Genomic DNA, 16,097 nt, shown 5'->3' with positions numbered 1-16,097 from the left:
CACACTCTATACATCGTTTATTGTGTCATTTACATGTCATATAAACGAAATGTAGTAGATGTAAGGTCTGACCCTTTCTTTTTTTGCTTTTTCTATCGGAATCATTTAGTTTGAAAGTGTGGTAGTATTAACAAATAAAAACATAAAAGGTAGATTCTATTTACTAAAATTAATATTCTTTTTTGGTGATCAATAATGAAATGCAGAATGAGAGGGATTATTGAAATGAACGAGTCTTTTCAGGGGGGAACCAAGAAAAATAGCATGAATTCAATGACCAGAGAGGAAGACTTTCATTCTCTCATTATCGATCACCTGAATGCGGTTATCAAATTGGACGTCAGTGGGAATCTTCTAACCTATAACGAAGCATTTGCCCAGCAGTTTGGCTATACGGAACAAGACTTCGATGAATCATTTTTAGAAGATTTTATACAAGATTATACATATGAACAAAAACAATATTTCGAAGAAGCTCTCTTAGGTCAAACAAACAGGTTCAATTGCTTAGTCCTTTGCAAGAATGGGAACACTCGCTATACGAATGTTACCATTGTTCCGATCGCTACATCTGATGGCATGGAAGTGTATGTAATTATAAAAAATATTACGGATCTAGAGGAACGGGAAAGAGAGCTTTATCTGTCTAAAGAAAACTTTAATACCATTGAAGAAATCGGCAATATTGGCAGTTTCCATTACGATATGATGAGCAATCGCACGTATTGCTCGAAACAAAAGCGTCTGATTCTGGGAATTAGTGAAGAGGAAGACTTTTCTCCAACATATAAGCAAATTCTTGAGTTTGTCCATCCTGATGATCAGCCCAAACTTGAACTTGCCTTCCAGCAAACTTTACTTAACAATGGTAGTGCTCATTTTGAATGTAGAATTATGAGAAGAGATCAGGCCATCCGTCATGTGTATGTGCAAATAGAAGTCATTTTTGACGAAAAGGGTCTACCCGTTCGTGTAATTGGATACATTCGAGATATTACGAGCAGTAAACAGATTGAGTTCAAGCTCACGGAAAAAGAACAGCAGTTTTCCAAAGTTTATAATAATCTTGATGTAGGGGTTTGGTCTGTTAATATGCAGACTGGACAATTTATCCTTTATTCGCAAGGGATTGAACAAATCTGTGGCTATTTGGCAGATGATATGGAGTATAATACTTCATGGTCAACGATCGTTCATCCTGAGGATTGGCAACAATACATGGATTTACACGATGAGTTAGCAAAAGGAAACACCGTTCGTCATCAATACCGTATCATTCATAAAAACGGTGATATTAAATGGATTCAAGATTATATGATTCCTACTTTAGATGATAGCGGCGTGTTTATTCAATTAGACGGTCTCATTACTGATATGACAGAGCAACATCTGTTACATGAAAAAGTGAAGCATATTTCTTATCATGATCATTTAACACAACTGCCAAATCGAAGACATTTTAATGATAAAATACAACGACTTGCGACTGAGTACGCGAATAGTGACAGAAAATTTGCTGTCATGATCATTGATATTGATCATTTTAAATATATCAATGATACAATCGGCTACCCAAGTGGTGATGAATTATTATGTCAAATTGCTGCTCGTCTTGCTTCACTAGTACCAGCAAATGATATGTTTGCTCGTCTCGGTGGCGATGAATTTGGTGTTTTAGTCGCGAACGTAGAATCGATTGAATCACTTGAACTGATTTCTAATCAAATAATCGATGGTTTACTTGAACCATTTTTGATAAACGGCCATGAATTATATGTCACTATAAGTATTGGAATTAGTACTTTTCCGGATAATGGCATAGATAGCTCAGACTTATTAAGTAATGCTGATATTGCGTTAAACAAAGCGGAGAAACAAGGGGAAAGTAAGTATTATATTATCTCTCGATCAAGCAGCATCGAGTCTTATAAATCGTATAGCTTAGGACGAGACTTAAGAAAGGCATTGGAAAATAACGAGATGACGTTGCATTTTCAACCTCGGGTCGACAGTTGTACAGGTGAAATGCTGAGTGCTGAAGCGCTTATACGTTGGAACCATCCAGAGTGGGGACACATATCACCGATGGAATTCCTGCCAATTGCCGAAGAAAACGGCTTAATTGTCCATATCGATGATTGGGTCTTAAGAGAAGTATGTGAACAGATAAGGGAATGGAAAGAAGAACAACTATCAACGGTGCCGATTTCGATTAATATTTCCGCTGTCCATTTTATGAAACAAGACTGGCTGCACACAATAGAGAAAGCGGTGCAAGAAGCTGGTATTCATCCACAAGATATCGAATTTGAATTGACCGAAAGCTCTTGTTTGAACAATAAAGAAGCAGCGAAAAACACGATGAATTCATTAAAGAAAATGGGGATCACCATCTCTTTAGATGACTTTGGTACAGGGTATTCGTCTCTTGCTTATTTAACTCAATTTCCGTTTGATGTGATAAAAATTGATAAATCGTTCATTCAAAATATGATTCATAGTGATCAAGATATGTTTATCGCAAAATCGATTATTTATTTAGCAAAAGGATTGCAAATAAAGGTAGTCGCAGAAGGTGTTGAAACGCTTCAGCAATTAAACATCCTTAAAGAAGAAGAATGCCATCAAATTCAAGGGTATTTATTTAGTCGTCCAGTTCCAAATGAAGAATTTAAAACACTTTTGCAACAAAGAATCCTCCAGCCGAATTAATGATAGGGTCTGACCTCGCATCTTAAATTAGTATATAGGGTTTTATGCCTTGTTGTATACTGTATTAAATTGTTGCGGGGTCTGACCCTTCCTATTTTAGGACACCCCCATATTTGGCAGGAATCCATTTATCTGGTAGCGAATATAAAAGATGATAAAAAATAAATAGGAGGTTATTTCCTAATGATTTCCCCTCATGTTAATACCCCGTATTCCTCGAAACTGCAGCACCACTTATCGGGTCGATTCTTGCTTGCTGCTGAAATTCCCTTTTCTCTTGAATTGCTTACAGAACATATCGAATCAGGTTATGTTGCCACAAAGGTAGGTGTCTTTCGTGAAAACGGCAAATATCGCTGTTCGCGCTGTAGCAATCGAAATCAACAGCTGTTTTACACATTTCCCTGCAGTATTTGTCAAAAAAACTGCACCTATTGTCGTTCCTGTATCTTGATGGGGCGGGTAAGTGAATGTGCTGAGCTTTATTCATGGACGGGACCTGAACTAATTTTTCCAATGCCTCCTAAAGGAATGGCTTGGGACGGTACACTTTCTGATGGGCAAAAAACAGCGTCAGATCGAGTGGTCACGGCAGTTGAACAAAATGAAGAAGTGCTGATTTGGGCGGTTTGCGGAGCTGGAAAAACCGAAGTGCTGTTCAAAGGAATTGAGACAGCGATTTTAAGCAGTAAACGAGTTTGCATTTGCACACCGCGAACAGACGTGGTGCTCGAACTTGCGCCACGACTTAAACGAGCTTTTCCAAACGTCAAAGTCGCTGCTCTGTATGGTGGTAGTGAAGATAGGCATGTAGCCGCCCCCCTCACTGTTTCGACAACACACCAGCTTTATCGTTTTGCCAATGCTTTCGATACGATCATTATCGATGAAGTTGACGCCTTTCCGTATTCCGTGGACACTTCCCTTCAGCAAGCAGTACAGAAAGCGAAAAAGCAAACCTCTGCGACGATCTATTTAACTGCCACCCCCTCAAGAAAGATGCAGCAGGAATATCGAAAAGGGACACTTCAAGCGGTAACGATCCCAGCACGCTACCACCGAAAGCCGATTCCTGTTCCGACGATGAAATGGAGCGGCAATTGGCAAAAGCAGTTTCAGAAAAAGCAAATTCCTCCACAAATCCAATCCTGGGTTCGTAACCGGATTGAACGCAATATCCCCATCCTCTTATTTTTCCCAAGCATTCAAGTAATGAAAGAAAGCCTGCCTCTGTTTCAAGAAATCGAACCCGGTCTACTTGCTGTCTATTCGGAAGATCCTGAGCGAAAAGAAAAGGTCACCCAGCTTCGTAATGGAGAGGTTCCTGGATTGCTAACAACGACGATTTTGGAACGAGGTGTGACGATTTATAAATTGGATGTCGCCGTCATTGGCGCAGAGCATCAAGTGTTTGCAGAAAGTGCCCTTGTTCAGATTGCCGGAAGAGTAGGCAGAAGCGCGGATCATCCGACTGGGACTATTACTTTTTTTCATTATGGTAAAAGCGAGGAAATGGTGAAAGCTGTTTTGCATATTGAAAACATGAACCGTGAAGCAAGCAAACGAGGGTTGCTGGATGTTTGATTTGTCCATCCTAAACTTGCGTCTCTGTCTGCTTTGTAATCAAGAAATAACAGATAAGGTATCGTGGAAGAATTTGCTGATGAAGGAACCGGAGATGTTGATCTGTGTGGATTGTATAGGAAAGCTTGATCCGATCAACGGCGAGTTGTGCCAAATATGCTCCCGAGTCTTGTCAGCTGAGTTCCGCAGAGATACGCTTTGCTTGGATTGCCACCGTTGGGAACAGGACCCAAAATGGCAAGGATTTTTAACGGAAAATCAGTCGCTTTTTCATTATAATGATTTTATGAAAGAAAGCATCGCTACATTCAAATATCGTGGTGACTATGCCATTGCTGAGGCATTTTCTTCTTTTATAAAGGATACGCTTCTAAAATTAGCGTTTGATTCTATTGCTATCATTCCTCTAAGCAGCGAACGGCTGCTGGAGCGGGGCTTTAATCAAGCAGAAGCATTAGCGATAACTGCAGGGCAAACATGTATCCAGCCACTTACGAGAATTCATTCAGAAAAACAATCAAAGAAATCTCGTCGCGACCGGATTAATTTACCACAAGTCTTTCAGATCACCGATCCTGAGTTGGTAGCAGGAAAGAAAATCCTCTTACTCGATGATATTTACACAACCGGCTCAACATTAAGACATGCCGCTAAAGTGCTCAAACTCGCAGGTGCAACTGAAATAAGGTCACTCACACTTGCTAGATAGGAATAGGGTCGGAGCTTCGCAAAAATCAGCTTCGCACCGCCACTTTCAAAAGGTGATGTAATTTTTAGAACTTGGACTTTTTTTATCGTTGGACCTTAGATCAGATGCTCATCGGTATTTTTTATGAACCCCTTAATGTTTGCCCTATTACAGTCGATATACTAGGTAAAGAGTACAGGTTTCCTGAAAGGGGATCAGTAAGATGGAATTAACGAATTGTGCAAATTGCAATACATTGTTTGTGAAATCTAAATTTCGTGATGTATGTGATGCCTGTTATAAAGAAGAAGAAACGAAATTCGATATCGTCTATAAATATATTCGCAAAGCCGCCAATCGTACTGCAACGATGCAGCAAGTAGTAGACGGAACAGGTGTAGAAGAAGAATTGCTTATTAAATTTGTAAAAAAGGGTAGATTGCGTTTGTCACAATTTCCGAATCTTGGATATCCATGTGAAAAATGTGGAACGATGATTAAAGAGGGAAGAATTTGTGGGAATTGTACAAACTTGATTCGTACCGATTTAGCAGAGGTCCAGAAAGAAGAACAGCGCAAACAAGAAATCGCGGAACGTGAGCGTCAAAATGCCTATTACAGTAGAATGGATGAATAGACATCCTTCTACATGTATAAGGTAAGTTAATAAAAGCCTAATTCGACAATTCCATGAAAAGATTGTCAATCGAAAACAATAAAAAAAACAAAATTTTAACCGATAATAGTAAACAAGGGAGTCATCAATAAGCCGAAAGTGAGGATTGCGAGATGAAGATTAATCAATTTGGACCATCGGGAGTAAACCCATATAATCGTCAACAACCTAAAGTAGACAGTGCAAAGACATCTTCCGCTAAAGCAACGGATAAGATTGAAATATCCTCCACAGCCAAAGAACTTCAGCAAACATCCCAGATTCATTTGGAAAGACAGAAAAAGGTTGATCAATTAAAAGCGCAATACGAAGCGGGTCATTATAAATTGAACGCAGAAGATACAGCGAAAAGTATCTTGGATTACTATTTTAAGAAATAATGAACGAAAATAGTGAGGCAGAGGAGGAAACCACGGAATGTCTACTGGACACATCATCACGGCTTTAGAAAAACTGATTAAGCTCCATAAAGGCTTAAATGAACTAGCATCAAGAAAAACCGACATCATCAAGCGAAGTGATATGGATGCCCTCACTGCCTTGCTGAATGAAGAACAGAAATATGTGAAAGCAATTGCGATGGTTGATCAGGAAAGAGAAGCTGCTGTCGGGAAGTTTTTGCAAGAGGGCAATTCTGAAATGACGAAAGCGACAATGACAGATATCATCGAATTGGTGGATATCTCTGAAAAGCAGGAATTGGAACGTTTAAGAGCCGTGCTTATGTCTGAAGCTATTGCATTGAAAGAAGCAAATATACTGAACCAGCAGCTAATCTATCAATCGTTACAGTTCATCAATGTATCACTTGATATGTTTAGACCACGAACACAGGAATATAATTATGAAAAGCCTGTTCAGAATAAACAACGAAACGCAAAAAGCGTATTTGATTCACAAGCATAATCGCTTGATATTTTAATAGAAATGGAGGTTTATATTATGATCTCAACCTTTATGGGTCTTGAAACCGCTAAGAGGGGTTTGAATACTTCGCAAAGCGCTTTATATACGATGTCACAAAACGTCGCCAATGCAAATACACCTGGATACACTCGGCAGCGGGTTAATTTTGCCCAAACAACAGCTTTTCCTACACCAGGTATGAACAGCCCGATGGTAGCGGGGCAATTGGGTACCGGTGTTCAAGCGGAGTCGGTGCAACGCGTGCGTGAAAGCTTTCTTGATATACAATTCCGTAATCAAGCAAATAAAGTAGGCTATTACGGTACGCTTAGTGATTCACTTGTCAAGATGGAGGGAATCATGAACGAACCGACAGAAACCGGTTTGCAAGCAACTCTCGACAAGTTTTGGAAATCATTGCAGGACTTATCTACAAATACAGAAAACTCAGGTGCTCGCTCAGTTGTAGCAGCAAGTGGTCAGATGGTTGCTGACACTTTGAATTATTACTATAACTCTTTAACGAGTGTGCAGAAGGATATCGGTAACCAAATTACAGTTAAGGAACAGGAGATTAACTCTATTCTTGAGAATATTAGTGAAGTTAATCGACAAATTAGCGAAGTAGAGCCAAATGGCTACTTGCCTAATGACTTATACGATAAACGTGATTCACTAGTGGATAGCCTTTCGCAACTTGTTAATATCAAAGTTACAAATGTAATACCGAGTGATTATGGAAATGCGAAGTCAATCGCAGAGGGGCTTTACAATATTGAACTCATTACAAGAGACGGGACATCGTATACGCCACCTGTGAATCTAGTAAGTGTGAATAAATCAGGTATTCTGGGGATTACCAAGGTGGAAGTATCTTACGATCAAAATACAATGCCGAAGATGGTTAATGGCGTGAAGTTTGGAGATAGGCTTGTAAAGGATACGAGTTTTTCGGGACAGCTTGCTGGGTTAATTGAGAGTTATGGTTATTTGAAGACTGATGGAGTTACGTCTTCAATAGAAGGAAGATATCCAGATATGCTTAAGAAGTTAAATAACATGACGGAAGCATTTATGAATGAGTTCAATGCGATTCATAAACGAGGTTTTGCCTTAAATGAAGAAACTGATACAGCTGCTGATGGAACAATTATAAAAAAAGCGGGTAATGAAAAAGATTTCTTTGAAATTATAGCAGGCAAGCATCCAGCAGAGGGTATCAAAGTACGCGATGAAATTTTAAATGACCCAACTTTGATTGCTGCAGGCGGAATGAGCGGTGCATCAGCGGATAATGAAAATGCGCAAAAATTAGCTGCTTTAAAGAAGCTTAACTTCAGTGAATATAGTTATTATCAAATTGATGGTAATGGTAATGGGAACGTGTTACCAGATGGGCTGACTGGCAGTCTAGACTCCTTCTATTCAGGTATTATTGGAGCAATGGGTGTAGACTCTCAAGGTGCAGCGAAAAATCACACAAATTCAACGATCCTAGCAAATTCAGTCGATTATAACCGCCAATCAGTTAGTGCAGTTTCACTCGATGAAGAAATGACAGACATGATTCGATTCCAGCAGGCCTATAATGCTTCATCTAGAGTGATTAATATGATGGATGAAATGCTTGATAAAATTGTTAATGGCTTAGGAACTGGCGGCAGATAAGGAGGGAAACAATAATGCGCGTAACACAATCAATGCTTTCTAATAATATGCTTCGTAACTTAAGCTCGAGCTATGATCGATTAGGGAAGCTACAGGAGCAAATTTCATCGCAAAAGAAATTTACGAAACCATCCGATGATCCAGTTGCTGCGATGATGGGGATGACTTATCGTACAGATGTAAGTCAAATTGAGCAGTTTACTCGTAACATTGGTGAAGCGGAAAACTGGATTGGCAGTACGGATGATGCATTGGATCAGGCAACGAGTGCTCTACAGCGAATTCGAGAATTAACAGTCAAAGCGAGTAATGGAACCTATGAAGAGAAACAACGTGAAAGTATTGCTGCGGAAATTAAAGAATTAAAGGATCATCTTATTACAATTGGCGATACGCAAATTGGCGGCAAATACATCTTCAATGGACAGAATACTAATATTAAGCCATCGCAGTCTGACGCAACAAAGGATCCTATCAATAATCCTACTGGGAATATTGTATACGGAAGTGCTGCGATTGAGATTGAGGTATTCTCTGGCATTAAAATTCAAATTAATACAGATGCTTCAAGTACATTCGGCGATGCCCTTAAAAGTGATGGAAGTATTCAAAAAATTATTGACGCACTTGAAAATAATGATCCCAATATCAGCGATTTATTAGATGATATAGATGGAACGATCGATTCGTTCTTGACCACTCGTTCACAAGTGGGAGCCAGACAAAATCGTATCGAACTGATGACAGAACGATTAGGCCAACAAGAAATCTTTGCGAAAACAGTCATGTCTAAGAATGAAGACATTGACATTGAAAAAGCAATCATGGACTTAACGACACAAGAAAGCATCCACAGTGCCGCATTAAGTGTAGGCTCAAGAGTTATTCAGCCATCGTTAATTGATTTTCTAAGATAAGGATGCTTATAAAGGGTCCGATCTCGCACTCCATACACAGTCTATAGTGTTACCTACACTTAAATTATACTGTATAGAGTAGTTGCGAGATCTGGCCCTTTGCTTGTTTTGTTGGCCCAACCTTTTTCTTTTAAGGAGTAGAGACTATGCAACTACCACAGATCAGGTTACAGTCCAATTTTATTAGGACCGGTTTAGATATAAAGAAGGCTGTCCAAAAAATTGAACAGCCTTCAGCAATCCAGTCGATTGAACAACCTAAAGCGATACTCGAAATTCAAACAACACCGGGAAAACTTTCCATTGATCAGACAAAGGCAAGAGAAGATATGGATTTAAAGAATCTATCAAAACGCGTGGAAGAATTTGCACAGCTCGGTTATCAAGATTGGCTGGATGGGATGGCAAGAAGATCAAGTCAAGGTCAAGAACTTAGGCATATTGAAAAAGGTGGAAATGCAATCGCCTCACTTGCAAAGCAAAACGGTTCAAGGCCTCAGAAGCAATTTAATGTTGGCTGGATTCCATCCCATTTCAGCGTGCAAATCGATTATCAGCCGGCAGAAGTAAATATTGAAGCAACCCCTCAAAAACCAATTATTCGTGCAGAGACCCAAAAACCAATTCATGAATATACACCTGGAGAATTAAATGTTGAGGTACTAGAAAAAAATTCACTGGATATTGACTTTATCAATCTATTTCCAGAAGTGACGGGGTGAAAGTAAATGAAAGTACAGACAAAATTTCATGGTGAAGTAGAAATCGAAGAAAAAGATCTTTTTACATTTGAAACTGGGATACCAGGCTTTAGTGATGAGAAGAAGTTTGCCTTGCTTCCATTAGAGGGGACACCCTTTATCGTTTTACAATCAATGAAAACAAGGGAAATAGCTTTTATCATGAGTAGTCCATTTGAATTATTCCAGAACTATGAAGTGAAGGTATCTCAAGATGTATTATCGGACTTACAGATCGAATCAGAAAAAGATGTCTCTATATATGTCATATTAACGGTAAGAGATCCATTCAACGAAACAACAGCGAACCTTCAGGCACCGATTGTTTTGAATATGAGCAATCAATTAGGAAAGCAGTTCATTATGAATTCTAGCAACTACTCCATCCGCGAATTACTTATTCCTTCTCCAGAACAGGAGGAGAAATGATGCTCGTTTTAACTAGAAAACTCAATGAATCGATTATGATTGGCAATGACATCGAAATCACAATCTTAGCAGTTGAAGGTGAACAAATTAAACTGGGCATCAACGCTCCAAAACAGGTAGAGATTCATCGGAAGGAAATTTATCTGGCCATTCAGCAGGAAAATAATGAAGCGATTAACACGAAATCCACTCTGCTTTCAAATTTAAGTGACTATTTTAAGAAAAAGTAGTAAAAAAAGTTACAAAATCTATTAACTATTAAATTTAAGTGACGATATTACTAATAGAGCGTTGGAAGGTGACACAGGCGGCCGACTTGATCATCTTTCAACGCCAAATCCCACAAGGACGTGGAACTTAAAACTCAAGGAGGAAACAAACATGATTATTAATCACAATATCGCAGCATTAAACACACATCGTCAGTTATCAAGTGCAACAGCAAACCAATCAAAATCAATGGAGAAACTAGCTTCAGGTCTTCGCATTAATCGTGCTGGAGATGATGCTGCAGGTCTAGCAATTTCAGAAAAAATGCGTGGACAAATTCGTGGATTAGACCAAGCTTCTCGTAACGCTCAAGATGGTATCTCTTTAATCCAAACTGCTGAAGGTGGACTTAACGAAGTTCATTCTATTCTTCAACGTCAACGTGAACTAGCTGTTCAAGCGTCAAATGATACAAACGTAGATGCGGATCGTAAAGCGTTAAAAGATGAATTCGATCAACTTTCATCAGAAATAGAACGTATTAAAGACAATACAACATTCAATACGAAAAAATTATTAGACGGTTCAGATGCTAATGGCAAAATTCATGTAGGTGCTGATGCATCTCAAACAATTGATATTGATTTTACTACTGCGGGTGTTGATGTATCAGCTGCACATACTGCGGTTGCTGCTTTGGATATTTCAAGTCAAACAGGTGCTGATGCTGCTATCACTGCGGTTCAAACACAAATTGAATCTATCTCTTCAGGTCGTTCATATCTTGGAGCACTTCAAAACCGTTTAGAACATACAATTAACAATTTAAATAACGCTTCAGAAAATTTAACAGCAGCTGAATCTCGTGTACGTGACGTAGATATGGCGAAAGAAATGATGAACCAAACTAAGAATTCAATTCTTTCTCAAGCTGCTCAAGCTATGTTAGCTCAAGCGAACCAACAACCACAAGGGGTTCTTCAATTATTAAGATAATTTAATTTAAAATAGTAAAGCTAGACGGGGAAGATAGTATGGATGTAAAAACAACAAAAAAACCATTACTGGCAGTCATTATTTTATTACTTGCTTTATTAATTATGGTAGGTGGCGTCATAGCATATCAATTAGTAAGCAAAGATAAGCAACAGCAACAAGAAGAAGAAACTGGATTATTTAAATCAATTGAGCAAGACTCAAATGTATTTGTCGCAGAAGGTGGAAAAAGCATTAATGAAACACTTGCGGAATTACAAAAACAAGTTGATGAAGGAAATGTCTCTTTAAACATGAACGTTACTATGATTGTTGAAGAAAATAGCAAAACTGGGGAGATTTATTTAGAAAACCCAATTGCCAATCGTAATGATATGTTCGTAACTGTGTTTTTGGATGAGACCCAAAGCATCATTGGGCAGACAGGTGTTATCCCACGAGGGAATGCGATAAAGACCATGGAGTTAGATAAAAAACTGGAAAAAGGTACTCACCCAGCTACAATCACTTATAATTTAATCAATGAAGAAAAGCAAGTAGTAGAACAAGCAAGCGTTGGGATTGAGATTATAGTGAAGTAATAGCACTATGTATGGGAGAAGACAAGAAGTTTCCAATATTAAAAAAGAGTGGAGAGATTTGATATGAAGAAATTTAGTACATTATTATTAACAGGGGCGTTAGTATTATCAACGGCTGTACCAGCATTTGCAGACACGACACCACCAGATGCAGTTGCAGGAACACCTATTGAAACAGTTGATGGTGGAGTAACAGGACAGTCAGTAGTAAGTGAAGCTTCTCTAGAATTACCTACAATCAAAGTTACACTTCCTTCTAGCCATGGATTTATTGTTAATCCATACAACATAGGAGATGCAGGGCAAATTGTTAGCGCAGCAGCAGAAATTAAAAATGAGAGTGATATAGCTGTTGATGTAAGCTTAAAATCAACGGTAGCATCCATTAAAGGTGCAGTGGGTAAACTTGCAATTTTGGGACCCGTTACTAATACTACAACAACAAAAACAGTAGAGTTAAACTTAATGGTAACAGCAGAGGTAGCTGAAGGAACTGTTCATCCACAAAATGGAAAAGTTAATATTACAGGTAAGAATACAAGTGTTAAATTAGCGACTTTACCAGAAACAACTGGAAAAGCTACACTTAAATATGATGGAAAAGCAGTTGCTAATCCTGTTGGAAACCCTTGGACAGCTGCAGATGAAATTACTGTAACTTCTGTTTATACATTTACTCCAGTAGCTAACACTACTCCATAATACCTAATTGGGTGGTTATTGTTTAGGTTTGTTCGCTGTGACGCCCTGAAAAATTATGTTTCTTAAAATGTTTCGCGAATACTAGTGTTATGAATCTGAAGTATGTTACTAGATTACTAGATGGTGAAGATATAGTCTGGTCATTTGTGAGATAAAATATTCGCACGATGGCGAAAGAAATGATGTACCAAAAAAGAATTCTATTCTGTCATCGAAAGATGCAGTCGCAAAGCAAGCGAACCAACAACCACAAGGAGTTCTACAACTTCTTCGTTAATTTTAGATATGAGAGAGGCCCTAGATTTTCTAGGGTCTTTTTTTACTGTTCTGATATATTAGATTGTAAAGAATTGCTTATTAATAAAAGGAGGATTTGAATGACTATTTTAAATTGTGATGTAGAATTGAGAAACTTGTTATTAGAATATAAAGTGTATGATTCATGGCAGTTTGTAACTAATAGCATAAAAAATTTAGAGACTGCGGAATATTGTTCGGATTTAATAAGAAGGCTACTAGATGCAATGGATGAAGAACAGGAACAAAAGAATGAAGAGAGGTGGAACAAGCTAGGAGAAGAAGGACAGTACAGTTTTAAAATAGATGACTTTCCAAAATGGAAGGTAGATATATTAGGGAAAAGTGTAAGCTATTACTTTTTACTTGATAAATACATTAAAGATTTTTTTCAGTATTTGAGAAATTCCTTAGATTCTATAGCACAATTTATTAATCTTACTTTGTTAGCAGAAAATCCGATGGATATTGAGCGGGTTGATTTTCCCCGTGTATTAACTAAATTAATAATACAACCAAATTTTGTAGCAGTAAAAACGGAAATGGATTTCATTAAAAGTTCTGTAGAGTATGCATACATTAGTGAATTTAATAATAAAGTTAAACACATTTCTGATGCTAAATTAGTTATTTCTAGAGGTATATTAGATAATTCGGGGAAAAACCTAATTGGTAGTTTTGTAAAAAAGGGTGAGCCATTTAAAGAGCAGGATATAAATACAATTGTAGCCCAGACGTATTCATTTATTGAAAGTCATTTGGACTTATTGATAGGAAACGTTAAAAATGAGATAAGTAATTTGGCTATGAGAGATAGGAGATATCATCAAATTAAATTTGAAGGACAACGTATAAATGGTGATGCTCAAAATACATTTACCAACATTTTTATAGAATGTGCTGATATTGATAGGTTGGCTGATGAAATAGGAATTCTATTTGTGAATGATGTAGATAAAGATAATATACGTGTTATGAACTGCGAATACGATGAAATCTTTGTAAAGGATGAAGAAGGAAAATATGTAGGAAAATATAAAGCATTAGAATCTTATGATGAACATATTGATTTACTTCAATATAGGAGGTATAAAAAGGAAAAGTTTAATTCCCCTTGTGCATTTGTTATCCATGATATAAAGGTTAATAGCATTAAGCCATTCTTTATGAGTGGTATTATGAAACAAATTGGTTTTGACGACGGTTCTTTTTAATTATTGGAGTGGTTAAATGGAAAAGAAGGTTATCAGGAAAATTCAAATTAGTTATGATGATCAGAGCTTTAGAGATATTTCTCTAATATATGCTGAATTAAAGGAATTCGACCATGCTTTTTCTAATCCTTGGGAAATTAGTGTTGAAACTAGGAATGAAATGAGTGTTGATAAGAAAGCGGAAATTCGCTTTCAAGTTGAGGACAATCGTTACTTTGAAGCATCAGTTTTTGTTTCGATTGAAAATAGTAATGAAGATTCAGGTATAAGAGAATATACCTTAAAGGGAATTAGCGATATATTGCCTTGTAAGTCGAATGGTTAAGTAAATTGTATTAAAAAAATAAATAAGCATATATCATAAAATTGAGCATTCATTCACATGATGTTCATCAAAAATGGGGCTTCTCTCTTCGGAGGGAAGTCCTTTTTCTATTTTGGAGGAGGAATCGTAATCATGAAAAATCAATCTGCAAAACGTGTGAACATTGTAAGCCTAAAGCTGGTAAAGGAATCGAGCATGCTTTACAAGGACCGCTGCGTCCGCAGTCCAGAAGATGGTTACCAATTGTTGAAGCAGTTCTTAGGAGATGTGGATAGGGAATACTTTGTTGTTGTTTGTTTGGACACAAAAAATCAGCCAACAGCCATCAATATCTGTCACATTGGAAGCCTAAACGCCAGCATAGTACCTCCAAGGGAGTGCTTCAAGCCTGCCATTTTGAGTAATGCTGCATCAATCCTTGTAGGTCATAACCATCCCAGCGGCAAAAGTGCCGAAAGCAGAGAGGATGTGGAAGTGACTAAAAGATTAGTAGAAGCGGGTAAAATCATTGGCATTGATGTTTTTGACCATATCGTGCTGGGTGATGGGGAATATGTTTCCCTCAAGGAAAAAGGTTACATTTAAAAGGAGAAGGAAAGATGATGTATCTGAATTGGTTTGCAAAAACAATGAAAAAGACGTTTAATATCGAGGTCAAAAGAGAAGATGTAGGCTATGAATTCTATCATGAAGAAATAGATGATTTACTCATTCTAGCGGAACATTTAGAGAAGTTATCTGACCCAATACTTATTGAAACCCTATCATATGTGGATGATGATGGTTATGAGTGGATAGCTGGTTATGCAATGGATGAGGGGATAAGCAAGAAGCTGTACGAAGTATGGATAAAAAATGGGGAGCAAATTGCTTATAAGCTTTATGTCGATTAAAAAATCCATTTAAATAGGAAATCTGTTTCTAGCTGGTGAGTAGAACTCCCTGCAAAAACTAAGCGAAACTCGCTGCAAAATAAAATATGAAAAAGTAAAATTTAATCAAACTTAGCTATACCAAGGACTCTAGCACATTTTGAAGCTAGAAAACTCACTGAATAATGATAATACTGCAGGGAGTTCTTTGTCATAGATGAGAATTGCAGAGGTAAAATGAAATAATGTAAAAATTTTTTTTGCGCATTGTCTTGTAATAAAAAAATGATTTCAAATGAAACAGAAAGAAAAATGAGGAGGAAAAGAAGATGAAGCAAGGTGTATTAGTGATTAGAGATAATGGTAATGAAAAGGAAGTTGAAGTAAGACCTAGTGCAAAAGGGGCAGCTGCTGGTACATTAGCAGAAGCATCGGTTGGAGCAAGAGTCGGTGGTCCAGTGGGAGCGGTTGTGGGTGGAGTAATTGGAGGAACGATTGGATTCATATTCGGTCCAGAAGATTGAGAATAAAGCATCACAAAGGGGCTTTGTCATTAGTTGGCAAAGGCTCTTATTTTCTC

General features: G+C 37.7%; 19 protein-coding genes. All 19 read left to right on the top strand.

The annotated features are described in order from the left end of the window. The first annotated feature begins 195 nt into the window (after positions 1-195). The 19 genes from JNUCC23_RS20780 (at position 196) to JNUCC23_RS20690 (ending at position 16,041) form a co-directional block, all read left to right on the top strand. A complete protein-coding gene (locus JNUCC23_RS20780) occupies positions 196-2,712 on the top strand; it encodes an EAL domain-containing protein (protein WP_454213337.1) in 2,517 nt (838 codons plus the stop codon). A 183-nt stretch (positions 2,713-2,895) separates the two neighbouring features. Further along, positions 2,896-4,296, top strand: coding sequence for a DEAD/DEAH box helicase (locus tag JNUCC23_RS20775; RefSeq protein ID WP_454213335.1), 1,401 nt, complete (start codon positions 2,896-2,898; stop codon positions 4,294-4,296). A gap of 79 nt (positions 4,297-4,375) precedes the next feature. Beyond that, positions 4,376-5,005 carry a ComF family protein gene (locus JNUCC23_RS20770; RefSeq protein WP_454213333.1) on the top strand — a complete coding sequence of 210 codons (630 nt, stop codon included), beginning with the start codon at positions 4,376-4,378 and terminating at the stop codon, positions 5,003-5,005. A 202-nt stretch (positions 5,006-5,207) separates the two neighbouring features. Further along, a complete protein-coding gene (locus JNUCC23_RS20765) occupies positions 5,208-5,621 on the top strand; it encodes a TIGR03826 family flagellar region protein (protein WP_454213331.1) in 414 nt (137 codons plus the stop codon). Between the two features lie 152 nt (positions 5,622-5,773). After that, positions 5,774-6,040, top strand: coding sequence for a flagellar biosynthesis anti-sigma factor FlgM (gene flgM, locus JNUCC23_RS20760; protein ID WP_062185569.1), 267 nt, complete (start codon positions 5,774-5,776; stop codon positions 6,038-6,040). Between the two features lie 37 nt (positions 6,041-6,077). Continuing rightward, positions 6,078-6,566, top strand: coding sequence for a flagellar protein FlgN (locus JNUCC23_RS20755; protein ID WP_454213329.1), 489 nt, complete (start codon positions 6,078-6,080; stop codon positions 6,564-6,566). 36 nt (positions 6,567-6,602) lie between these two features. Further along, positions 6,603-8,234, top strand: a complete 1,632-nt coding sequence (flgK, locus tag JNUCC23_RS20750) for a flagellar hook-associated protein FlgK (protein WP_454213327.1) — start codon at positions 6,603-6,605, stop codon at positions 8,232-8,234. Positions 8,235-8,248: 14 nt separating this feature from the next. Further along, on the top strand, positions 8,249-9,151 hold the full coding sequence (gene flgL / locus JNUCC23_RS20745) for a flagellar hook-associated protein FlgL (protein ID WP_454213325.1): 903 nt from the start codon (positions 8,249-8,251) through the stop codon (positions 9,149-9,151). Between the two features lie 146 nt (positions 9,152-9,297). Further along, positions 9,298-9,873 carry a DUF6470 family protein gene (locus tag JNUCC23_RS20740; protein WP_454213323.1) on the top strand — a complete coding sequence of 192 codons (576 nt, stop codon included), beginning with the start codon at positions 9,298-9,300 and terminating at the stop codon, positions 9,871-9,873. A 6-nt stretch (positions 9,874-9,879) separates the two neighbouring features. Beyond that, positions 9,880-10,320 (top strand): flagellar assembly protein FliW, encoded by a 441-nt coding sequence (gene fliW, locus JNUCC23_RS20735; protein WP_454213321.1) that lies wholly within the window; start codon positions 9,880-9,882, stop codon positions 10,318-10,320. Further along, complete coding sequence (gene csrA, locus JNUCC23_RS20730) at positions 10,320-10,550, top strand: carbon storage regulator CsrA (RefSeq protein WP_049683195.1); 231 nt, start codon at positions 10,320-10,322, stop codon at positions 10,548-10,550. Before fliW ends, csrA begins: the two co-directional genes overlap by 1 nt. A gap of 151 nt (positions 10,551-10,701) precedes the next feature. Beyond that, the gene (locus JNUCC23_RS20725) at positions 10,702-11,526 is read left to right on the top strand and encodes a flagellin N-terminal helical domain-containing protein (RefSeq protein WP_454213319.1); all 825 of its coding nucleotides are present in this window, start codon (positions 10,702-10,704) and stop codon (positions 11,524-11,526) included. Between the two features lie 38 nt (positions 11,527-11,564). Beyond that, positions 11,565-12,107: a hypothetical protein gene (locus JNUCC23_RS20720; protein ID WP_454213317.1), complete on the top strand. Its 543-nt coding sequence runs from the start codon at positions 11,565-11,567 to the stop codon at positions 12,105-12,107. Between the two features lie 63 nt (positions 12,108-12,170). Next, entirely contained in the window at positions 12,171-12,809 is a 639-nt protein-coding gene (locus JNUCC23_RS20715) for a hypothetical protein (RefSeq protein ID WP_454213315.1), read from the top strand. Positions 12,810-13,186: 377 nt separating this feature from the next. Then, the gene (locus JNUCC23_RS20710) at positions 13,187-14,320 is read left to right on the top strand and encodes a hypothetical protein (protein WP_454213313.1); all 1,134 of its coding nucleotides are present in this window, start codon (positions 13,187-13,189) and stop codon (positions 14,318-14,320) included. 16 nt (positions 14,321-14,336) lie between these two features. After that, positions 14,337-14,645 carry a hypothetical protein gene (locus JNUCC23_RS20705; protein ID WP_454213311.1) on the top strand — a complete coding sequence of 103 codons (309 nt, stop codon included), beginning with the start codon at positions 14,337-14,339 and terminating at the stop codon, positions 14,643-14,645. 132 nt (positions 14,646-14,777) lie between these two features. Continuing rightward, entirely contained in the window at positions 14,778-15,230 is a 453-nt protein-coding gene (locus JNUCC23_RS20700) for a JAB domain-containing protein (protein WP_454213309.1), read from the top strand. Positions 15,231-15,244: 14 nt separating this feature from the next. Continuing rightward, positions 15,245-15,538 (top strand): hypothetical protein, encoded by a 294-nt coding sequence (locus JNUCC23_RS20695; protein ID WP_454213307.1) that lies wholly within the window; start codon positions 15,245-15,247, stop codon positions 15,536-15,538. 308 nt (positions 15,539-15,846) lie between these two features. Continuing rightward, positions 15,847-16,041, top strand: coding sequence for a hypothetical protein (locus tag JNUCC23_RS20690; RefSeq protein ID WP_454213305.1), 195 nt, complete (start codon positions 15,847-15,849; stop codon positions 16,039-16,041). The last annotated feature ends 56 nt before the right edge of the window (positions 16,042-16,097 follow it).

The sequence above is a fragment of the Peribacillus sp. JNUCC 23 genome (genome assembly GCF_053653995.1).
This window is presented reverse-complemented; position numbering and strand designations above follow the sequence as displayed.